The organism is Xylanibacter muris (assembly GCF_013166605.1).
Taxonomy (GTDB): domain Bacteria; phylum Bacteroidota; class Bacteroidia; order Bacteroidales; family Bacteroidaceae; genus Prevotella; species Prevotella muris.
Window position 1 is genome coordinate 211,169 of record NZ_JABKKF010000004.1, and the last position, 22,609, is coordinate 233,777.

The 22,609-nt window shown below is 39.8% G+C and carries 18 protein-coding genes, 1 tRNA gene and 1 pseudogene; 8 read left to right on the forward strand and 12 right to left on the reverse strand.

Going from position 1 to position 22,609, the window contains the following annotated elements; translation table 11 throughout:
• Nucleotides 1-30: 30 nt before the first annotated feature.
• Together HPS56_RS06210 and efp are read right to left on the reverse strand one after the other, a co-directional pair.
• Entirely contained in the window at nucleotides 31-1,068 is a 1,038-nt protein-coding gene (locus HPS56_RS06210; protein WP_172275289.1) for a glycosyltransferase, read from the reverse strand.
• A gap of 312 nt (nucleotides 1,069-1,380) precedes the next feature.
• Complete coding sequence (gene efp / locus HPS56_RS06215; protein ID WP_172275290.1) at nucleotides 1,381-1,947, reverse strand: elongation factor P; 567 nt, start codon at nucleotides 1,945-1,947, stop codon at nucleotides 1,381-1,383.
• Nucleotides 1,948-2,267: 320 nt separating this feature from the next.
• Here efp and rpmH point away from each other — a divergent pair, with 320 nt between their 5' ends.
• From rpmH to HPS56_RS06230, 3 genes and pseudogenes are all read left to right on the forward strand, one after another.
• Complete coding sequence (rpmH, locus tag HPS56_RS06220) at nucleotides 2,268-2,423, forward strand: 50S ribosomal protein L34 (protein WP_172275291.1); 156 nt, start codon at nucleotides 2,268-2,270, stop codon at nucleotides 2,421-2,423.
• Nucleotides 2,424-2,522: 99 nt separating this feature from the next.
• A complete protein-coding gene (locus tag HPS56_RS06225; RefSeq protein ID WP_172275292.1) occupies nucleotides 2,523-2,954 on the forward strand; it encodes a GNAT family N-acetyltransferase in 432 nt (143 codons plus the stop codon).
• A 149-nt stretch (nucleotides 2,955-3,103) separates the two neighbouring features.
• Nucleotides 3,104-3,968: pseudogene (locus HPS56_RS06230) on the forward strand (Rpn family recombination-promoting nuclease/putative transposase).
• A gap of 210 nt (nucleotides 3,969-4,178) precedes the next feature.
• Here the strand turns inward: HPS56_RS06230 and HPS56_RS06235 are convergent.
• Both HPS56_RS06235 and rsmI read right to left on the reverse strand, forming a co-directional pair.
• Nucleotides 4,179-5,027 (reverse strand): Cbp1 family collagen-binding glycoprotein adhesin, encoded by an 849-nt coding sequence (locus HPS56_RS06235; protein WP_172275293.1) that lies wholly within the window; start codon nucleotides 5,025-5,027, stop codon nucleotides 4,179-4,181.
• A 21-nt stretch (nucleotides 5,028-5,048) separates the two neighbouring features.
• Nucleotides 5,049-5,798 carry a 16S rRNA (cytidine(1402)-2'-O)-methyltransferase gene (rsmI, locus tag HPS56_RS06240; protein ID WP_172275294.1) on the reverse strand — a complete coding sequence of 250 codons (750 nt, stop codon included), beginning with the start codon at nucleotides 5,796-5,798 and terminating at the stop codon, nucleotides 5,049-5,051.
• A 93-nt stretch (nucleotides 5,799-5,891) separates the two neighbouring features.
• On the opposite strand from rsmI, the gene HPS56_RS06245 reads away from it, so the two are divergent.
• The 3 genes from HPS56_RS06245 (at nucleotide 5,892) to HPS56_RS06255 (ending at nucleotide 7,823) form a co-directional block, all read left to right on the forward strand.
• On the forward strand, nucleotides 5,892-6,482 hold the full coding sequence (locus HPS56_RS06245; RefSeq protein ID WP_172275295.1) for a thymidine kinase: 591 nt from the start codon (nucleotides 5,892-5,894) through the stop codon (nucleotides 6,480-6,482).
• A gap of 86 nt (nucleotides 6,483-6,568) precedes the next feature.
• Nucleotides 6,569-7,669 carry an AI-2E family transporter gene (locus tag HPS56_RS06250; RefSeq protein ID WP_172275296.1) on the forward strand — a complete coding sequence of 367 codons (1,101 nt, stop codon included), beginning with the start codon at nucleotides 6,569-6,571 and terminating at the stop codon, nucleotides 7,667-7,669.
• An 81-nt stretch (nucleotides 7,670-7,750) separates the two neighbouring features.
• Nucleotides 7,751-7,823, forward strand: a tRNA-Lys gene (locus HPS56_RS06255).
• 96 nt (nucleotides 7,824-7,919) lie between these two features.
• Here the strand turns inward: HPS56_RS06255 and HPS56_RS06260 are convergent.
• From HPS56_RS06260 to HPS56_RS06280, 5 genes are read right to left on the reverse strand one after another with little or no spacing between them, the layout of a single operon-like run.
• The gene (locus HPS56_RS06260; RefSeq protein WP_172275297.1) at nucleotides 7,920-8,924 is read right to left on the reverse strand and encodes a virulence RhuM family protein; all 1,005 of its coding nucleotides are present in this window, start codon (nucleotides 8,922-8,924) and stop codon (nucleotides 7,920-7,922) included.
• Between the two features lie 5 nt (nucleotides 8,925-8,929).
• On the reverse strand, nucleotides 8,930-12,340 hold the full coding sequence (locus HPS56_RS06265) for an HD domain-containing protein (protein WP_172275298.1): 3,411 nt from the start codon (nucleotides 12,338-12,340) through the stop codon (nucleotides 8,930-8,932).
• 5 nt (nucleotides 12,341-12,345) lie between these two features.
• Nucleotides 12,346-14,199, reverse strand: a complete 1,854-nt coding sequence (locus tag HPS56_RS06270; protein ID WP_172275299.1) for a site-specific DNA-methyltransferase — start codon at nucleotides 14,197-14,199, stop codon at nucleotides 12,346-12,348.
• Nucleotides 14,186-16,900, reverse strand: a complete 2,715-nt coding sequence (locus HPS56_RS06275) for a restriction endonuclease (RefSeq protein WP_172275300.1) — start codon at nucleotides 16,898-16,900, stop codon at nucleotides 14,186-14,188. Before HPS56_RS06275 ends, HPS56_RS06270 begins: the two co-directional genes overlap by 14 nt.
• A gap of 9 nt (nucleotides 16,901-16,909) precedes the next feature.
• The gene (locus tag HPS56_RS06280; protein ID WP_172275301.1) at nucleotides 16,910-17,125 is read right to left on the reverse strand and encodes a helix-turn-helix transcriptional regulator; all 216 of its coding nucleotides are present in this window, start codon (nucleotides 17,123-17,125) and stop codon (nucleotides 16,910-16,912) included.
• A 775-nt stretch (nucleotides 17,126-17,900) separates the two neighbouring features.
• On the opposite strand from HPS56_RS06280, the gene HPS56_RS06285 reads away from it, so the two are divergent.
• The gene (locus HPS56_RS06285; protein ID WP_172275302.1) at nucleotides 17,901-18,509 is read left to right on the forward strand and encodes a nitroreductase family protein; all 609 of its coding nucleotides are present in this window, start codon (nucleotides 17,901-17,903) and stop codon (nucleotides 18,507-18,509) included.
• Between the two features lie 447 nt (nucleotides 18,510-18,956).
• A complete protein-coding gene (locus HPS56_RS06290) occupies nucleotides 18,957-19,118 on the forward strand; it encodes a hypothetical protein (protein ID WP_172275303.1) in 162 nt (53 codons plus the stop codon).
• Between the two features lie 115 nt (nucleotides 19,119-19,233).
• On the opposite strand, the gene HPS56_RS06295 is transcribed toward HPS56_RS06290, so the two are convergent.
• The 3 genes from HPS56_RS06295 to HPS56_RS06305 form a co-directional block, all read right to left on the reverse strand.
• A complete protein-coding gene (locus HPS56_RS06295) occupies nucleotides 19,234-20,655 on the reverse strand; it encodes a tetratricopeptide repeat protein (RefSeq protein WP_172275304.1) in 1,422 nt (473 codons plus the stop codon).
• A 127-nt stretch (nucleotides 20,656-20,782) separates the two neighbouring features.
• On the reverse strand, nucleotides 20,783-21,742 hold the full coding sequence (locus HPS56_RS06300; protein ID WP_172275305.1) for a PstS family phosphate ABC transporter substrate-binding protein: 960 nt from the start codon (nucleotides 21,740-21,742) through the stop codon (nucleotides 20,783-20,785).
• A 17-nt stretch (nucleotides 21,743-21,759) separates the two neighbouring features.
• The gene (locus HPS56_RS06305; protein WP_172275306.1) at nucleotides 21,760-22,596 is read right to left on the reverse strand and encodes an energy transducer TonB; all 837 of its coding nucleotides are present in this window, start codon (nucleotides 22,594-22,596) and stop codon (nucleotides 21,760-21,762) included.
• Nucleotides 22,597-22,609 lie beyond the last annotated feature (13 nt).

A 22,609-nucleotide genomic window follows, 5' to 3' on the forward strand; every position in this document is an offset into this window, starting at 1 on the left:
TAACGGCAAAGAATGTTTCCCCGGATATTATTAGCTGTAAAAGTTCTTCTCAAACGCCTGAAACTCATTCCTTCCCATTACACAACGCTTCCACCACGACTCTATGAACCCGAAGCCGTATCCCATAAGTTGCACAAAGGCTGCCGCAATGGATATTAAGCCTATTTTCAGACTATGGTTCTTAAACGACGAGTCAACAAATACTATGAGACTATATAGAAGCAATGGAATCCACGGAGCCGCACACAGCCAATACCATTTGTCTATATCATCGTAGTGCATCATCACACGACCTACGGCAGACACTATCACCAACGCAATCACTCCCAACGTGAACACCATGGGAAGAAGATGCACAAGCTTCAGCGACTCAGGATATTTTTTATAAAGATTTATACGGGCAATACCGCTATTATAAACCTGACGGAAAAACTTACGCAAGTCTGTACGACGCTTATGCCACACCCATGCCTTTGGAAACAGCCTGCAACGACATCCCGCCTTAAATATGCGTATACTGAAATCGATATCTTCTCCGAAACGCATCTTAGAGAAACCTCCAAGACGCATATATACCTCACGGCGTATTCCCATGTTGAAAGAGCGCGGATAAAACTTATCCAGTTTCCTCTTTCCACCGCGTATGCCTCCCGTGGTGAAAAAACTGGTCATGGAGTAGCTGATAGCCTTCTGCGTATCGGTGAACGAACTGTGCGCCCTGTCCGGACCTCCGAAAGCATCAGCCGGTTCTGCCTGGAGCTCATCCTCCACAGCCTGAAGATATCCCTTTGGTAACACCACATCGGAATCCAACACTATTAGATATTCACCGCAGGCGCGTTCCGCACCGTAATTACGGCTCTGTCCAGGACCTGAATTCTGTTTCATATAATAATGTATGTCGAGCCGATCAGAATATCTGTCAGCCTCGGCACGGCAGTTGAGCTGAGAACCGTCTTCAACGATTATCACTTCAAAATCGGTAAACGTCTGGCATGTCAGACTGCCAAGAAGCTCTTCAACCTCATCCGGACGATTGAAAACAGGAACTATTATCGAGTATTTCATTTTCTATTATTTATTAACTGTCACTGTCAGTGGAAAGAAAATAACAACTTAAAAACATGCCTCCTCTAAATTACCGGCAACTTTAGTAAAAATGAGCATGAAACATACCATATTTAATGATAATATCTGCAAATATACAAAATGTTCTACATAAAATCGGTCTATTTACTTATTTATGCATACTTTGCTGTAAAATTTACGGTATAATGTAGGTATAGACACAAAGCATAACTAAAAAATGGGGTATTGAGCATTATCGTCACCATGACGACAAAACTCAATACCCCAACTATATTTAAGGGTTTTAAAATCTTACTCTTTCACACGGTTAAGATAACTTCCGTCACGTGTGTCAACCTGCACGAGGTCACCTTCGTTTACAAACAGAGGAACACGAATCTCAACACCTGTCTCCAAGGTTGCAGGTTTTGTGGCATTAGTGGCAGTATCCCCTTTTACACCCGGCTCACTGTGAGTAACGCGCAAATTTGTCTTAACCGGCATTTCAGCAAAAAGAATTGTCTCGGTATCCGCATCGCTCACAACTTCAACTATATCCTCCGGTTTCATGAAGTCCACACCTGTTATAAGGTCTTTCATTATTATAACATCCTCCCAAGTCTCCTGGTTGAGGAAGTGATAGTCACCACCATCAGCATAGGAATACTGATACGGACGGCGCTCCACGCGAACATCCTCAAGTGCCTCACCAATATTAAAACGCTTCTCCAACACACGACCACTTACAACATCCTTCAATGTTGTACGCATTATAGTGTTACCCTTACCCGGCTTTACGTGCAGGAAGTCAATACAGAAGTACAACTTGCCGTCCATACGGATGCAAGTACCTTTCTTAATGTCTTGTGACTTAATCATATTCTATCTGAAATATTTATTTTAGTTATCTCCAATATTTTGCTGCAAAGGTACTGTAATTAGACTGAATTACAAAATAAATCAGTTGTTTTTTATACTTCACAAGGCTTAAAAGATAACGTAAGTGCCTATCTTACACGAAAAAAGCATAAAAAAGGCGCTATTTTCGCTCAATTTCTTTGTTGTTTAAAAAATTATGAGTACTTTTGCACCCCAAAGCGAAGCATGTCCTGAAACATCACGCGATACAGCATAATAAGTGAGACAGGATATACAAAACAGAACACCAAGAAAATAATAACAATAAAATAACAAAAGCAATGAAAAGAACATTTCAGCCGCACAACAGAAGAAGGGTAAACAAGCACGGCTTCCGTGAAAGAATGTCTACCAAGAACGGCCGCCGCGTATTGGCTTCACGCCGTGGCAAAGGACGCAAGAAGCTAACAGTTTCTGACGAGCATCACGGAAAATAATTTCTGTTTCTAAAGAAAATCATTTACGACAGGCTGCACGATAAGCAACATTATCATGCTGCCTGTTTGTTTTTTGGGAATATTATTAAATCTATCTTTATGATCAAACATATTGAACTATGCCGAGATTATGATGTTCTGACAAATATATGGACAGCATCTGTAATGGCCACACATGATTTCATATCGGAAAACGACATTGAGTTTTACCGTCAGAAAATCCCTCATGACTATATGCCTAATATTGAATTATATGCCGTCAGAAATAGCAATGGGGAATTATGCGCCTTTATAGGATTAAACAAGGATATTATTGAAATGCTGTTTGTTCATCCTGATGACATGGGAAAAGGCTATGGCTCCTTATTGCTGCAATTTGCAAAAGAGAGCAAAGGAATACGGAAAGTAGACGTAAACGAGCAAAACCATCCTGCTGTAAGATTCTACATGAGACATGGGTTCTCCATCATCGGACGTGATGCATTTGACGGGGAGGGAAAACCTTATCCTATATTACATTTAGGATTATAATCCATACATCAAATCAACGTTGCAGGCGGAAGACCATACAATATTGGAAATTCCATGTTCAACGATCAAAACAAGAATACACTCATATAATAACATTTTAAACCTTCTATCACTTGGATGTTTCGTATATAACTGTTATCTTTGCATAAATGGGGAATTACATACGATTTGAATGGGCAATGAAACGCCTCTTACAACAAAGTTAACTTTGGAGTGCTCGAAGGGTTGTTGACAACCCTGCTCAATGAAAAGATTACAATCTGCAAGCTTCTTGAAAGCGAAAGTAATCAGGAGGAAGAGTACGACAAATACAACCGTGTGGACATGCTTGCCGAAAATGACAGCGGTGAACTGTTTCTCATAGAGGTACAGAATAACAATGAATATGCTTATTTCCAAAGCATGCTCTTCGGGACATCAAAACTGGTCACCGAATATATAAATCGCGGTGAAGGATATCGAAAGATATACAGTATAAACATTGTATATTTCTCTCTCGGTTCCGGTACAGACACAGTATACCTCGGAAAAACCGAATTTCGCGGTATACACAACGGTGAGACACTTGAACTTTCACCATTCCAGAAACAAACTTTCAAAGCCGAAACCATAAGCCAACTTTACCCTGAGTACTATATCCTTAAGGTGAACGACTTCAATAAGGTGGCTTAAACACCTTTGGAAGAGTGGATATAATATTTAAATACAGGTGATGTATCTTCTGATGCGACAGCTCCCGGTCTCGACAAAGTCCGCGAACGTCTGAAATTAGACCGCATGACAAAAGACGAACTCTCGGCATACTACCGTCATCTTGACAACATTGTAATCCTTCGAGACAACATATTTACAGAAAGAGCAGAAGGAAGAGCAGAGGGTAAAGCTGAAAGTAGAACAGAGGGTGCAATAAATAAAAGTATAGAAATTGCACGCGATATGAAAAACGATGGATTACCTGTTGAAATGATAACAAAGTATACCGGACTACCTGTTTCTGATATTGAAAAGTTATAAACGATTCTGCATGAATTTTCCAAGTTTTATAGTTTGAAGGTTATTGTTATAATTGACAAATACAGGATAATATACAACCTCCTATAAGATAAATATCCATATTCGAGCTCATATAACAAAAATCCTAACACCAGTATTGAGTATATCATTCATAAAACATTTACAGGCGGGCCAAATGGCCCGCCTGTAAATGTTTTATGAATATAATCCTTATTTCACAAGAACAACAAGATATTTGCTTGTACTCCAAAATAGCTGCGGATTATTTATACGCAATACATATTGCTTGTTTGCATCCCTCTGAAGTGTATAACTGCCCATTGGATGCGACGTAAGCATCTTTGCCGAACGAGAATAAAGCTTTATCTCCTTATCTATACGTATATCGACTTTTGTGAAATAATCCTTGTTAAAGTTTGACTGCAGAACCTTGCCGTCTACATATATATTTTGCGCCTTAAGTTCACTCTTTGTTCCAAAAACAAACCATGCAGTATTCAGTTGTTTATCCTGTGAACTTATTTGCTGCGATTTCTGATTACTTTCCTCTGTTAGATTTGTAACATTAGAGTTCAAATTCGCAATATCCTCATTAAGTTCTGTAATATGAATGTCTTTAGCATCAAGCTCCGCACGCAATGCCTGAAGCTGCCTGTCTTTCTCCTCAAGTTGCTTTGTCAGATTTTCTACAGATTTACGGAACTGGTCGCCACGTACAGAACTCTCCCTAAGCTGTTGCTTCAGTTTATTTATAAGTTCACGGTTCTGCTTCATGGTCTGCTGGATGAATTGGATATTCTCCTTTATCCTCTGAGTTTTGTCAGCCCCTTCACCTTGCTTTGCTATACTTACACGATTCTGAGCCTCATTGATTTCGCGGAATCCCTCCTCTATCTCATTCATCGTGGTCATCATGTCATTAATCTCATTCTCTTTCTGCTCAATCACTTTATTAAGAGAATCACGTTGCTGAACCACCGCAGGGTCAGCCTGAGGCTTTTCCTGCTTGCATCCGGCAAATATAGCCAGACAAAATACTGCAAATAATAACTTCTTCATAGTCTTGTACTTTTCGTTATTTTATTCTTTGTTTACGTCTCCCTCTTCATTTCGGGAATACCGTTCCTTATTACTTATCTTTTTTCTTTTCTGAACAGCTACATCACATCCTGAAACCACAATCACGATTTCTCCACGCGGAGGTATCTCTGTAAAATGTCCTACAAGCTCATCAAATGTACCCCGTACACATTCCTCATGAATCTTCGATATCTCACGGCATACACACGCCTGACGCTCAGAACCGAATACCGCAGAAAACAGCATCAGGGTTTTCAACAGTCTGTGCGGTGACTCGTAGAAAACCATCGTACGTACTTCCTCAGAAAGAGACTCCAGCTTGGTCGCACGTCCTTTCTTTTGCGGAAGAAACCCTTCGAAAGCGAAACGGTCACACGGAAGTCCGCTTGACACCAAAGCCGGAACAAACGCCGTAGCTCCTGGAAGACACTGCACTTCTATCCCCGCTTTTACAGCCTCCCGCACGAGATAAAATCCCGGATCGCTTATGCCTGGAGTACCAGCATCGGAAATAAGGGCTATCACCTGTCCGGCCAACAACCGTCCTACCACTGCAGAAGCCGTACCATGCTCATTAAACTTATGATGAGACATCAGATGGTTATTGATGTCAAAATGCTTTAACAGCATACCCGATGTACGGGTATCTTCAGCCAACACAAGATCAGCCTCCTTGAGAATCCTGACTGCACGATATGTCATGTCCTCCATATTTCCTACCGGAGTAGGTACTATATATAATGTGCCCATATTTAGTACAAATGTATACAAATAATGGGTATCGTCAAAAAAAGCATTGAAATCTTTGCAATTTTTAAAACGTATTTGTACTTTTGCACGCAGATGACAGAGAACCATACAGGGGAGACACACCGCCCCGGCAGAATAGAAGTGGTGTGCGGCTCTATGTTTTCAGGAAAGACGGAGGAGCTGATACGCAGACTTCGCCGTGCCGAGTTTGCAAGACAAAAAGTGGAAATATTCAAACCTGCCATAGATACAAGATACTCAGAAGAGGAAGTTGTGAGCCATGACAGGCATTCAATACCTTCAACACCGATAGACTCATCAGCACAGATTTTGCTACTGTCATCGGAAACAGATGTCATAGGAATTGACGAAGCCCAATTCTTTGATGACGGACTGATAAAAGTATGCAACGAACTTGCCAATCGTGGCGTAAGGGTAATCGTGGCTGGACTCGACATGGACTTTAAGGGAATTCCATTCGGACCAATACCCTCATTATGTGCCATTGCCGATGAAGTAACAAAAGTACATGCAATTTGCGTAAAATGCGGGGCTTTGGCATATGTAAGCCACAGAACTGTAGCTAACGAACGTAGGGTTCTACTCGGTGAAACAACAGAATACGAACCACTATGTAGGGATTGTTACAGGAGAGCCATGGAGAAAGAAACAGGAGGTAAATAATAAAAGGATCTCCACCACTATTCCGTTCCGTATATTGCTGACTACACACAATTATCACTTCAAAAATACTCAATCCAAACAAAACGATGTTAGAAAAAACAATTACATTCGACAAATTTGTCAGACTAATGCTCGGAGGATTACTCACAATATTCATACTATATATACTGAATTATCTGAGCAACGTATTATTGCCGTTCTTCATAGGATGGTTATTGGCATATCTCATTTATCCTGTCGTCCGTTTCATACAATACAGAATGCACGTGAAGGGAAGAGTTCCAAGCATCATCATAGCCATGATTCTCATTACCGGAATAATCGGTATTCTGACATACCTTATCATTCCACCTATGTTTGAACAATTTGAAAGACTCAGCTATCTTATTGCACAGTATCTGCACAGTACCACACATATAGGCAACTTCCAAACCGCCATACATGAATGGCTAAGCAGGAATTATGATAACATACAACAGTTTTTTCAAGATGAAGAAATAAATGAAACCATAAGGAATGCCATGCCTAAAGTTTTCAGCGTGATAGGACGCACTGCAAGTATGGCACTGAGCATAGTCGCATCACTTATCACCTTATTATATACGTTTTTTATTCTTCTTGACTATGAGGTGCTTGCGGAAGGCTTCATCAAGATTTTTCCAAAGAAAAACCGTCCTTTCTGGAGGTCACTTATAAGTGATGCAGAACGTGAGCTGAACAGCTATGTACGCGGACAGAGCCTTGTAGCATTGTGCATCGCAGTTCTTTCATGCATTGGATATACAATAATCGGATTTCCAATGGCTATCGGATTGGGAATTATGATTGGTATAATGAGTCTTATACCGTATGTGCATTCACTGGCATTAATACCTATCGTTTTTCTTTCATTGCTCAAAGCTGCAGACACAAACAGCAATTTCTGGATGATATTATTAGGAGCACTCGCTGTATTTGGAATTGTACAAGTGATAACGGACATGATACTCACACCTAAAATAATGGGAAAGGCTATGGGACTTAATCCTGCAATTCTACTCCTGTCACTATCTGTATGGGGGGCATTATTAGGTTTTATAGGACTTATAATAGCCTTACCGCTTACCACCCTTCTCATTGCTTACTACCAAAGATACATAACAAAAGAGCATAAATTGGAGGATAATCAAGAAAAACTTGCAAAATAATTTGGAGATATCGGGAAAACTCCGTACCTTTGCACTCGCTTTTAAGGGTTATCCCTTATTAAAAACAAAAACATTCAGGTAGATCCGCTAGCTCAGCTGGTAGAGCACAACACTTTTAATGTTGGGGTCTTGGGTTCGAGCCCCAAGCGGATCACTAATCAAACAAGCCAAATTGCTGAATATTAGCAATTTGGCTTATTTCTTTTCTCGGAATTGTCTGCAAAATCAAGGAGCAGACAAAAGTTTGGGGTCATTTTTTGTCGTTGAGACGCTTGCGTTCGGCTTCGAAAACTTCGAGGAAGTGGATCTCTACAAGCGAAAGTTGGCTTTGGGTGCGTTCGCGAAATTTGTCGTACTCTTTGTCGGCTTTCAGTTTAGCGACCTCGGCTGACACGCTTCCGGCATGGGTCAGCAATTCCTTTCCTGACAGTTTGAGAAAATCATCGAGCTTCTGAATCCAGTCTTTCATATACATCGGTACATGGCTCTTGGCTTGTAGCTCGGCGAAATCAAGATAAAGACTGACGATGCGGTTGAGCATATCCACCTCCTCTTCCGATAGGTAGTTCTTTGTAATCTCTGCTTCTTGCTTTGTCGGCATCGCGCTGCGCCATGATGTAAGACCCATAAAATCATTTTCGGCATTGGCACGATTATAGATTACCTCGGCTGCCGTATGTCCGTGTACGGCAAAGTGCATTTTGTTTTGCACCGTCTTGAAGAACCGTTGAGTGGTTTCCGTGCGTGGATCGTAGTCGATACTCAGGGCATAAATCTCCAGCACTTTGCGATAAAACACCTTCTCTGAGCTACGGATATCACGGATTCTCGCAAGCAATTCATCGAAGTAGTTGCCTTGACCAGCATTCTTCAACAGATCATCATTCAGCGCGAATCCCTTTATCATATACTCCTTCAAAACACGGGTAGCCCACTGTCTGAACTGCACACCACGATGTGAATTGACACGATACCCCATACTGATAATCATATCGAGGTTATAGATTGGGATTTTGCGCTCGACCTGTCGCTTGCCTTCAGTTTGAACTTGTGCAAAAAATGCACAAGTTGAATCAGTTGTCAATTCGCCCTCGTCGTAAATCCGCTTGATATGCCGTTGTATAGTTGAGCGGTCGCGTTGAAACAGCTCCGCCATTTGGTCTGCGGTAAGCCACACTGTCTCGTTGGCAAGTCGAACCTCAATCTTCGTCTCGCCACCCTGCGTCTGGAATAATATTATCTGCCCGTTATCCATAACTATTACCTATCAGGCTTACTCATTTTTGTTCCATCAAGGAATTTAAACGTCCAGTCATTATATTGATTCCAAAACTCATCGCTTATTTTACTAATCATTGTCTTACGATCAACCTTACCTGGACAAATAATAATATTGTCAATATCCATGTTGGTCACGAGCAAAGTCCACCCGTTTTTTACGCCTTCATAATATATGGGTTCTAAGTCCTTAATTGGCTCTAATAACTCATTATCACGAGGGGTTAGGATGGAAGGAGAAATATATGCAAGATAAGGAGTACAAGATTTTCCATAAGGGAAGCTTTCCTCAAAGTCCATACATTGAAATTTGCTCTTCTTATTATCAAATGCATGAATATACGAATCTCTTGACTTTCCGAAATTACTATCGACAGTATAAATACCTATTCCAGGATTCACAAGCCGAGCATCTTGAAAAAATAGTTCATTGTAACAATTGCTATATGCATGCACAGATACAGCGTTACTGTTTGGAACAGCATCCGGATATCTTAAACTATCAATCAGTCTTTTTGGAACAAGAGGGTATAAGTTAGAAATGATATCATACTCTTTGAAGGTGTCATTCTCAACTGCTGGGACAAGATATCTTGAATATTCCCAAAAATCCTCTGTTTCGGGAATAGGATTCTCTGAATTTCTAGTTATTTTTATAGTAGTATTATTGATGGCCTCTATGTTTTCTGCGCTTATGAATAGAGCACATACAAGCATTTTGCTCAAATAGTCTAACTGAGCGTGATTATATTGGTATAGCAATATCTCATTTAGTGATAGTAATTCCCGTATTGTCATATCCTTACCAGTAAGACTCTTGACTGAAGGCCACAATATATTACCCAACTCAGATTTTGCTAAATTATTAACAAAAATCGACTGAGCATTTCCCATCCTATTAAAAATATACCTCCAAATTAGATTTACAGCATCTATATTATCGGATAAATTATATAGTTTAATATGTCTATGAGCAACCTCTATAATCTTAATTATATACTTTTCGATGACTTCTCGGTATTTTTCGGAATAGTCACTTGATAAGGATATAATTTCTCTTCTATCAACACTTAGCTGGGGCTTTATGGAACCAATATAGTTTATACTCCCGTTTAATCTTAAGCGACTATAATATTCATTTCTATCAGAAAGTCTATCTTCAACACTGATTCCATCAACAGAAATAGAAGATCCTTGCACCTCTAATAATTTGAACAAAAGTGTTTCCTTATCAAAAGTCTGCATGCCTGGCAATGGGAGTGCCATTATAGAATTATACTCTATAGATTCTGTTTTGATATGAATAGGGTATAATTTTAGATGCTTTTGAAGTTCTACGAGTGATCCATTAAATTCATAGAATGAGCCTCTTTGAAGAACTCTATCAATGAAATTTTGGTCTTCTGGTTCAATGCCCAAATCACCTATATTCAATGTGAACGGTTTATCCATAATAATCTGAGTGGAATTATCAGAGAATCGGACTTGGAGTGTTATTTCAGAAGGCACGTTATTGATATAATCATTTAGATAATGGTATATACTCGTTTCCCATATTTCATAAATAGGATTGTAGTTAACAAAATCGTCTGTCAACACTCCATTTGGCTTGTACTGAAGCACTAACCCCAATTTTTTAATAGGTGTATTGTTTATCTTTTTTACATACTTAGAATGCAAAAATACTTTTACTATGGTACCACTTTCAGAAATTTGTTCCTCATCTTCTCTTGATGGTACTTTATAGTAAAAATTCTCTTTAGCTCCATCAATGCAGCACACAATGCATTGATGTGTTTCTATTGATTTTGTTATGATCTCAATTCGGGAACCAATAATAAAACATGACAATATGCCTATACCGAACTGAGAAACAGGAGTATATGTCGAACCCCACTGAGATTGTTTCCTATAAAACTCTCTTGAATTATAGAAGGAATTTCCAATCTTTAAAAGGAAATTCTCAATTATATATTCGTCCATTCCAATCCCATTATCTTTGCAATAAAGAAATTGACCTTCATTTCCTTGTTCAAGGCCAAACTCAATTTCTCCAGTCAATGTCTGTCCACTCATTTCAGCTATTGCTAAACGACAACGGCAAGCATCAAGAGAGTTTTGATACAATTCCCGTATTGAAGAGAACGGGTCTTTATATAGTTTTACACCCATTAACAGTTCGATAATTTTATTTTGACTGAGGGTGAATTTTTTGTCTTTTACCGGTATAAACTTTGACTTGTCGTAGTCTACATTACTACGATCAACTTCATTAATATTGATTTGATATTTGGGTTCCCATCCTCTTTTCAAAAGATCGAAATTATTAATTTCTTCATCTATCCAATTTAAATAATCTTGCAGATGATAATAGTCTTTTGGTGTTTGGCAGCTAGCCATAAATGTAATTACACCATCTTTTATAGTGTAATTAAGACCTATTTTATTTAACCATTCATTTTTACTATATTCTGATTGGAAGGACATTGCGTTTCTAAGAATAGACGGAGCTCTATCTGAACTATAATGTATTATATCTCCAAGGCGTAGCATCATAGATATGAATTGCAAATTTGCCATATCTAAACCTATGTATTTAACATCCTTCTTTAGTTTACGCATGAATTCAATATCCTCTCCATGAGACATACAAATATCTGCTAAATCTGAAAAGAGGCGGTGAATCCATACCTCACCTAAAATATCAATGGCTACTTTTTGTAAGTTCTTTACATATTTAGCTGATTTTCTATGATGAGAAGTCCGTATAAAATCTACTCTAATAGAATGATTTAATGCTTCAAAAGTGTCATTTTTTACCGCTTCATTAATTATATTAATATAGCCATTCCTAAATGCCTGATATTCAATAAGCATTTCTGAAAGAGAGTCCTTGAGATCATTCTCGTTATCAGGTGCGAAGTACCAATTTTTTATATCATCAAAGCTATTATATAAATCCTGTTTATTATTGTCAATGAATTCTTTTGCTTCTCTGAAAGTAAAAGGTCTCCTTCCATCATTGGAAATTGACTTTATAGAGCTTGCATGAGAATCATATCCCTCAGTCATTTCCATTAATGATAATTCCCAATCTGCGGGAGCCATCCCACAATCGTGAAGAAAAGATGCCGCTAATAATAGAAATAACTCTACAGAAGACAGCTCTGTTAATAGTGCATCCCCTAATAACAACGCAATATTTTCTTCGACTTTTTCCAAATGGGTAGAGTCATGAAGATCAAATTCAGGCATAATTTTTATAACTCTTTTCTGATGTTCAGTTGATAACTCAATAACCCTTTGAGCTAGCAAATAAAGCCTATTATCAAGACTGTCAGGATTTATTGAAGCACGTTGTTTAAGAACGGAAATAATATGACTCATAGCCATAATTGTTAGAATGCGAAGAACTTGTCTTGCATTTTGTTTTTGAGGTTGAACTTCTTGGTGGAGTCAAGGGCGCGCTCAATGCAGATGAACTTTGTGTCGGTATGCTGCATGAAATATTCGACTGTTGAATCTTTCAATTCACTATCAACACAGATATAGGCGGTTTTTATGCTGTCTGTTGCGAGATAGACGGTATTATCCGTGAATGTCGGCTGCTGTTCGAGCTTGTATGTGAGCATAAATCCTCTGGAAATGAGGATTTCGGTGATGAGTTCGTCATTGATAAATGGCATTGTTGTTTGTAGCTCTTTTTGACGAATATATTCACGGAACAGTTCAAGATTCTCTTTTTCTGACTTATCCGGGTCAGGGGCAAAGTCCGTGCGAGGAAATGATGACCTGGAGAGTGTGAAGACCTTAAAGCCGAGTTGTTCTAATTGCTGCTGATCTTCAAACGTAGTAATTTTTCCAACAAAGGATTCTTCCACCTTTTTAGCAACAGCTTTGTTTCGAGCGATTGTTATGTCGCTAATTTTCTTGAATCCGGATCGTCGGGCATTACTGTTTTCAGAAGTTATCTCAGGAACTTGCACGAGTATGTATTTCCTGTTCCCATTATCTTCGGTGTTGAGTTCAGTTACAGCTTGCCCGGTGGTTCCAGAACCTCCAAAGAAATCTAATACGATTGAATTTGCCGATGTCCCAGCTCTTAGAATATGTTTGAGAAAGAATACAGGTTTTGGGAAAGGGAATATACCGCCCAAACCTAATTCTTCCATGTCATTCTGACTTGATTTAAATTCATTGTCATTCAAGAGAGTGCGCAGTTTCTTGCCTTCAGCCATACGTTGCTTAAACTGAACAGACCATTGCCCATCATCTTTATGAACAAATCGTACTTCTCCATCTGCTTTATCTTGGAGAAAGCGTTCTTCGCTCCGAAACCAATTACCTTCCAGCATTGTCCCATCTGGAGCTTCAATTAGGTAAGGAATCGTTGCAGTGCAGGAACGTTCCATTGTATCCCAAAAATATTTCCCTTTTTCATCTTCATAAGCATATCTCTTTAGATATGCTTGGTCAAATGGGATGAACATGTTTGGAAGAGAATTTTTATCTTTAGCATACACTACCACAAAATCATTTTCGATTGCGAAAAATTTGGAAGCACTTCCTCCTCCAGCTTTGGTGCGGCGAGATAGTATAGCTAAGAAGTTTTCTATTCCAAATACTTCATCGCACACTTTCCTAAGATGGTGTAATTCGTGTTCCGCAATAGATATAAAAATCACTCCATCTGAATGAAGAAGATTCCTTGCCACAAGCAAACGGCTATACATCATATCCAACCAATTACTGTGAAAACGACCGCTCGCATCTGAGTTAGAGTCAAGCGTGATGCCATCCTCAGATTGTTCTGTTCGCTCCCAATAGGCTTGACGATTTTCCGCAAAATTGTCATTGTATAGGAAATCTTCACCTGTATTATATGGAGGGTCGATATAGATTACCTTCACCTTATTTCGATATCCCGCCAATAGAATTTTCAAAACTTCAAGATTCTCACCTTCAATTATAACATTTTCCGTCTTTTCAGGATTGACGCTTCGCGATTCATCATAATGCAAAGTGGCGCGAGTCGGCATAAATGCATTTCGCTTCGCTTTTGATTTGCCGAACCAACGGAACTCATATCTTTCAGTTTCCTCAATACCTTCCGGGTTGACGGCTTTCTTAATCTCGTTGATATCAAGTTGCCCCTCTTGGGTGAACCAATCAGGGAAAAGGTTACGAAGCGTTTCAAGACGTTCAGCGTTCATATCCGGGGATTGTATTATATGGTCTTTATATGTTTCCATTATTGTTGATTGTTTGATTAGCTTGCGCTTTAAAGGTTTCGTATTCCTTTATGGGAGCTTTATAAAAGGCTTCGATGCCCAGAGATTTGAAATGTTTGACAGCACATTTTATTCTGCCAATTTCATGTGGGGTTAAAGCTCTCGTATCATTTATATCATTGGTGCCTTTTATCTCCACAACGAAATAATACTCCTTGTCTTCTGCATGATTATTGAGGGCTCTCTTGTGCAGAACAATTCCAAAATCAGGCTCATAGTTGCCGATAGGAGTGAGGATCTTATACCATCTGGGGAATTTAAGGAAGCATAAAACTTCGGTATTGGTGATTTTGTCTGCTTCTATTGCAAAATCCTTTTCATGGAGACTGTCATAAAGCGTTTTATCCCATACTCCATGATTTGGGGTGGCGACCCAATCATCGCAGCCATCTTTGGAAAAATCACTAAAGTCAAAGCCATAAGTTTCTCCAGTAGGCTTGTATTCAACACAGCGTACAAGCTCATCGAGCTGAACTTGTCGAATCTTGAAGACTGCCTGTTCCATGAACACAGGAGGATTCTTGATATATTGGTCTTTATTGCTGATTCCTTCAATAATCTTTAGTACAGAGGTGTAGCACAGACCTGTCTTCTCGCTAATTTCTTCAACAAGATCATGGGGATTATACTTAGCTTTTCCCACATACGATTCAGAGCCAAAATATTCAGCAGTCTCCAAATTACTGATGTCCGTGACTCTCATACTTTGAACATCGAGGGTATAGTCATTGATACGTATTTCGTCTAATGACTCTATACTCTTTCTGATCAAAGTTTCCTCGTCCATGTGTACACGATAGGATGTTTTTCTGGAAACGACATTCCAGAAACGATGGAATACGCCCATGACTGTTTCATCCTTTTTTAACTTGAACGTCACACGATTTAAGCGTTTACCTTTATGTGTTCGTTTCGGCTTAGGAATATGAACTCCGTTACCATATTGTTCCTCATATTCCTGTTGATAACAACGGGCAAATGTTTCGTATGTCTCGTTTGGGACAATGGTAAGCTGATTAAGCAATTCATCTTCCGGAGTCTCGTCATCATCATAAATCCGTTCTCCATTTTGATTGACACATATACGCAAACCACGTCCTATCTCCTGGCGTTTCTTGTTTTCCGAATAGCTTTCGTTAAGGGTGGCGATACCAAAAACATTCGGGTTGTCCCAGCCCACACCCAAAGCCGAGTGGGAAAAGATAAACTCTATAGGGCTGTCAAAAGAAAGAAGGTGTTGCTTATTATGGAGTATTTCATCAAAAATCTCTTTATTTCTTCTGCAAGCATCCTCCTTATCAGTATATTCGCCTTGTGTTGTTTTGGCAAAGTAGAATCCTTGAACTGATTGAATTTCTATGTCTGTTGGCTGTTTACCCTCGTTGTATTCCGGATAAACCTCACGATACTTCTGCTCAAAAATTTGTTTGATTATGGGCCGTTCAACGCTCATATAGTTGGCGACCCTATCAATAAAAATCAGAGACAGATTCTTAATACCTTTGGGCTTTAACCTATTCTTATTCTCAAAGTGCCTCCGAATCAGCCATTCAAGCTGTAATGCCCAAACTTGTTCTTTATTAGCGGAAGATGCACCTTCAACAATTTCCGTGCCATTAGTAAATGCCACATGCCATTTACGGTCTGACATAGACTTATAGATTCGGCTAATAGTGAAATCCAGATATGATTCATTGCCGGATTTATCGGCGAGATTGTCATCTTTTTTCAACCACCCGGAATCTTTGAATTCAAATCGTCCTTTTGTTTTATTGAGTTTCCAAAATTTCAATTTTACCTTGACCTGTGAAGCGGACGGTTGAACATCTCTTATCTCCAATTTCATGGTAGCCTCATCATTACTTTCAGATACGGTAAGCACCTCAAGCCTCTTCACAAGCCCAAGTCGATAACTTTCAGCAGGGGTGAGCTGATAAAGAACATTCTTCTTAACCGCGTGAGTCGCAGAATATCGAAACTTAAACAACGGATTAAGCTTTGCTATCCATTGTTTTGAGTTTTCGGTATCCATGCCCTCTTGTGGCTCGTCCATAAAGACAATAGGATGGGTCTGTGCCAATGCATCCCGATAGGAAAGCTCATTAAAAAGAATCTCTCGTTCTACTTGATTCAGAATTTTATCTTCTGAATTGAACGCAGCCAATGTCAGAACCATAATCTGCAATTGATCTGATGTAATAAAATCATTCAATGCAGATATTTTTGAACTATCATAGACAAAAGCATTTGGAGTTATATCGTACTTATCTACAAGCTGTTCTTTGAAATTGTCAATTGTATCTATAACTCCTTGACGTATAGGAACAGATGGAACAATAATAATGAATTTGCTTAAGCCGTACTCCTTATATAGCTCGTATGCAGTTTGTATGTAAGTCAGTGTCTTGCCTGTACCTGTTTCCATCTCAATACATGCTTCGTTCTCATCGCATATAAAAAATTGGGAATCAGGTATGCTATTATCTTGTATTACTCGTTGAATATTTTCGTGAAGCTGTTGATTTGACAGAGAACAGACATTTGTATGAATGTCCTCGATATGAGCATTGTCATAGGTATTGCGCTCCATACCACGAAAAACCTCAACCACACTCTGTATGGCTGATATCTGATGTTGCGGATTTTCGAGCTTAAATTGCATAATCAATACTTATATAGACTCAACAAACTTCTTATTGACCAACTCATTAATGTCAACTTCTAAAACCGTTGCAATTCTAACGAGAGTGGGTAAATCTGGTTGCGAACTATTTGTACACCATTTTGAGACGGTGGACGGATTGACATTTAATTGTTCACATAGCCATTTATTTGTCTTCTTTTTCTCTGCTAAAACTACTTTTAGACGGTTTACATCTGTTTCCATATCAATAAAACTTGTTGTCTAAGCGCAAAATTAATGAAAATTCTTCAATCGGCAATAATGACAGCTGAAAAAGTATGATGAGATACAGAAATATAAGTATTTTTTAGTGTCTGCCACTTATACCGCGTTTTTGCTGAGGAGGTTTCATCATTCGATGACCTGCATCATGCAGCGGTAGGCGAAGCGGCGGTCATCTTAATCGTCCTTGCGACCCCAGGGGAGTGAGTTGGCTCACCCGACAATTCAGTGGAGGAATAAAATTGTGAATATCCGTAAAAATTACTTTCTTTGCATTATGGAACAAAAATACGGAAATACAATGACCCAGATCTGTGCCTCATCCATATACAACGTGAATACAATGACGACAAATCCCTGAGACCGCCTTATCTGCTCATCCATAAGAGGTTTGCCGAAATAAAGGTTTTCTAAACTTTCTGTCACGGCATATATCTATACATCCTGTTCTGTCTGTCGCCCGGCACCGCCACCAACGTCACCTCTTTCATGCTCATTTCAAAAGAGATGAGACGCAAGGCCACCATAGAAGGCGACTATAAAACCGATGACGTGCTGACAGCTATGCGCAATGCCGGATTCGACATCACGATATGAAACAAGTATATGGTCGGCCGATTTTATCAGCCATTCACATTTGTTTTATTACAATTCATAAAACCTTATAAACATTCTTATAGAACAGCATGATGGTGCTTGGAATCCAATGAGGATTGATTATATTTGTGGCGTTTAACACCCATAAAGACGTATGATTATGAAGAGAAACTTTCAAGAAGCATTGGAAAACCGCAGAAGCTATTACAGACTGTGGGACAAGTCGCCGGTGAGCGACAATAAGATAGTGGAAATGCTGCGGACGGTCATCAGGCATGTGCCATCTGCATTCAACTCGCAATCCACACGTATGGTTCTGTTGCTCGGGGATCATCATCGCCGGCTATGGGACATCGTGAAGACAGAACTGAGAAAGATTGTGTCTCCGGAAGCCATAAAAGGTACGGAAAGAAAAATCGACAACGGCTTCCGTTCGGGATACGGTACGGTTCTTTTTTATGAAGACCGTACGACCGTGGCCAGACTACAACATGAAAACCCTCTGTACAGCAACCGATTTCCCAATTGGGCACAACAAACTTCCGGCATGCACCAACTTGCAGTATGGACCATGCTGGAGGATATGGGATTCGGAGCATCCCTGCAACACTATAATCCGATTATAGACAGTGCCGTACGCAAAGAGTGGAATATCAGCGGAGCATGGGAACTTATAGCCCAGATGCCTTTCGGCTCACCCGCAGAGGACATGCTGAACAAGACATTCATTCCTGAGAATGAAAGAGTGGTCACTTTCGGATGTCTATGACGTTTTTCAAGAAACAACCTTAATTTCCTATACTGAAATAACATCGAATGGGAGACAAGCAAGAATCACAGGTGCCTTGTCTCCCGTTTCCTTTTCATACGGATATGGGATACACGACTGGAAAAAGACAATACTCATTGCCACCAACCACGACAATATCGGAATAAAGACAACACAAGAGGACCATATAAAACACTCTTCATAATTTTGCACTTACTCCTATCCATAATACAGGTTATCAATGCAAAAAAAGCAGAAAAAGCCTTATAAGAAACTATCAGAAATGATATATTTACCGATTTTTCCATATATTTGCCGAATATAAATATACTCTGTATTTGAAAAGGATTTCATTAAACAGGGTCTATACTAAATTTACAGTATCATTAAAGCGGATTATTCCGATTGTGATACAAAATGTCTAACTAACAAAGAAAGGGATAACTTATGAACTATTCAGAAAAAGAAATGAAGACAATGCCGTCAGGCATGAATCCTGGACTACCGATCCAGCAAGTAATTATTGAAGGAACAAATCCTACAGAAAAAGAAGTAAAGGATGCAACCGATGAAATGAGCAGGGATCCCGAAACAAGAGAGCGCGGATAAGATACATTTGTATGCCCCTGTGCAAACTTCGGACGAGCATACTCCTTTTCACATAAAACAACAGTGTCATAAAGAACAACAATCTTTATGACACTGTGTTTAGTTTATATACTTATTACTTCGAAAGAGCCTGCATAGCCTGCTTTGCCTGCTCATTTTCAGGGTCTACTTCAAGAAGTTTTGTCCAATAGCTTACGGACGTTGCCTTGTCATTCTTTACAAGATAATAATAACCAAGATAGCGGTATGACTCAATGAGCCTTGCCTTGTCGGCAGCGGTCTTCTCCGCACGCGCTTCAATCATCCCGGCCAACTTCTCATAGAAAGGCTTGGCAAGACCTTCGCTTGTCTCAGGATCCTTGTATGAATTAATACGTGCTTTCTGGAATATTGCATATTCTTCTGAATCCGCAAACTTCGCCACCATGTTGTCATACACTTTCTCAGCCTCCACAAGATTTGCAATCATCTGCTCACCGGTTTGCTTGCTTGCTGCCTGAACATATATCTGGGCAAGTGACGGATAATCATTTACCGACGGATTCTCCACAGTCTCGAAATACTGCTTATATGAAGCAATGGCATTATCATAGTCATCCACACTGCTATAAGCCTCTGCAAGTTGCTTTATGACACCCGCACGTTTTTCCTTATTGTCTATATCCATTGTCAATGCCTTCTTATACATCTCGATAGCCTTGTCCGGTTGCTTTGCACCACTGTAAGCATTACCGTAATATGTATAATCAAAATATGAGAGTTTTGCACTGTCCGACTTATTAAACAACGCGTCTGCATACATAAAGGCAGAATCATAATCTTTCAAGTCTGTGCTGTTAAAGAATGCAAGACGATTGAACGCCGCATCACGCGGATTCTTTGTAAGACCAAACTTTGCAATCTCCAAACTCTCCTGATTCTTTCCTGTGAAGAACAATGACATGGCATATTCTGTAATATCACGTTCTTCCAAGAGATTTCTATCTGCCTTGGAATAACAGTCTATAGCCTTGCCAAACTCGTTGGAAGAGTAGTAAATACGGCCTTTCCACGCATCCACAGCTATATCCGGGCGATGTGACCGAAGATTCTCCAACTGCTCAACAGCTTCTGTAGGACTTATCTTACGGTATACATTGGCATACTTGTAATAGGCAGACGCGTTTTTAGGATCAAAGTGGATGGCATTCTGATACATAAGCGCTGCGGCACCTCCATCATTTCCCAAAGCAGCAATATCACCTTTCAGCATATAAGCCTCACTGCATGAACTGTTCGCCTTTATAGCATAATCGGCATAAATAAGGGCGTTAGCCGTATCCTTCGCCTCATAATAGGCACGTCCGATACCAACAAGAACATCTGAGTTCTTTTTGTTTTTCTTATAAACAGCCTTCACCTGATCAGCAAGATCCGCCGGTTTTTCCTTAATCACCTTGGCTATTGACTCTACAACAGCCTTATCATCCTGAGCCATTACAGTTGTGCTAACACCCATGGCCAGTGCTCCTAACATAAAATATTTAATTGCTTTCATATCCTAAAATATTTATTTAAAATTGTCTTACACTATATTCGACAGAAATAACCTGATAAAGTTACTCCGTTTCTATTCTTTTACCACAAAAACGTATTTCTTAAAACAAATTAAGCTTCCGAAACCACTATTCGCTGCTGACATTTACTTCCCTTACGGTAAGATTACCCCTCACAGGCAACAAAGCTGACTTGAAGATTATCATCTGTCCCTGAGGAGATGTGATAAAACCCGTAAATCCCCATGGGAGCCTGTGCAGAGGGTCGTTAAGAAGCGCATAGATTGTACGCACCAACGGGTAGTTTCTATTATATAGATAATACTGGTAAGGCTTCCAGCTGTTTGAGGCAACAGCCGAATCCATCTTGCTCACCGCCATTACTTTTATTTCCTTATTAAAAGTGACATTAGTGGTGTCACGTTTGTCATTCAACCAGTTTGAACCTATTATTCCGATTGAATTCTTGTGTTTCGACACATAATCAACCACTTCCGCACTCTTCTTCACTGCCTCTATATTAGGACTGTTTATCGGGACACCTCCTAAAATAGAGTCAACACAATAGTGCACGGTACTTGACTTTGCATTGTCAAAAACGACATCAATATCTCCCATTGACGAGTTGGGATACACATCCTTCCATTTCTTTGCCTTACCGCTAAGGATTCTGGCAAAATCCTTTACCGTAATACAAGAGTCAGGGTTGGAGTTGTTTACAATGATTGCCAACCCGTCGTATGCTATAGGGATGGCCACCGGCATGAACTTACGTTCTTTCAGGTTCTGCAACTCCGCATCTGTAAATCTGCGTGAAGTTATGGCAAGCCATACCTTCTCTTTCATGAGCATGTTTACGGCATCAAGCTCGTTAGTATATTCAGCATTAAGCTTGGCTTGCGGATATATACTCTCAAAAACCTCTACACACTCGTCTATAATAGGACTGAAACTCTCGTCTGCCGTAAATTTTATCGTACCGGAAGAATAAGTGTCAGTTCTACCGTTTTTGGGTTTGTCGCTGCAAGACAGCAACAAACCCAAAACTATCGTTAATCCAACTGTTATGCTGAATATTCTTTTCTTCATATAAAACATTAGTCTTATTACTGCAGTCTGAATGTTACAGGAACAGTAAACTTCACACGCACGGGAGAACCGTTCTGCTTACCGGGAAGCCAGTTCGGCATACTCTTTACCACACGCATAGCCTCCTTATCAAGAGAGGGGTCTACTGATTTCGCTACCTTAACATCGGTGATAGAACCGTCACGCTCAACAACGAATGTCACAATAACACGTCCCTGTACTCCATTCTCTTCTGCAACAACAGGATACTTGATATTCTTCTGAAGATATTGCATCAAAGCGACGTCACCACCAGGGAACGAAGGCATCTGCTCAACAACATCGAACACCTTCTCCTCCTCTACCGGCGGAACTTCTTCTGCAATCACTTCCTTAGCTTTCAGAATCTCTCCTGCCGCCTCATCATTACCCTTGACATCAAAAGTACCGATCGCTGTGTTAAGCTTAGACAGGTCATCCTGAGATTTCAGTTCATCCTCCGGAGCAACATCCTCATCTTTTTTGATTACCGGTGCAACGAATTTAACAGAACTCTTTACCTTCTCAATGACCTTCTGCTCCTCAACCTTAACAATCTGTTCCTTTCTTTCAACCTTTGCCTCTTTCTTCTTTTCCGCAAGTTTTGAAAGCTCCACATCAGTTGTTACGGCAACCTTTGATCTCATACTGTTCTCTACAATACCTTTAACGGCTACGAGAACAGCTATGATTACTGCAGCAAGGAAAACGACGCCAAGTGCCTTTACGTTTCTGGCTGAAGTCTCTTTACGAAGCTTGTATGCTCCATATTCCTTATTACGTCCTTCAAAGACAAGATCCACCCAGCTGTTATCAATCAAATCTATTTTTGACATAGCTTTTCTTTTT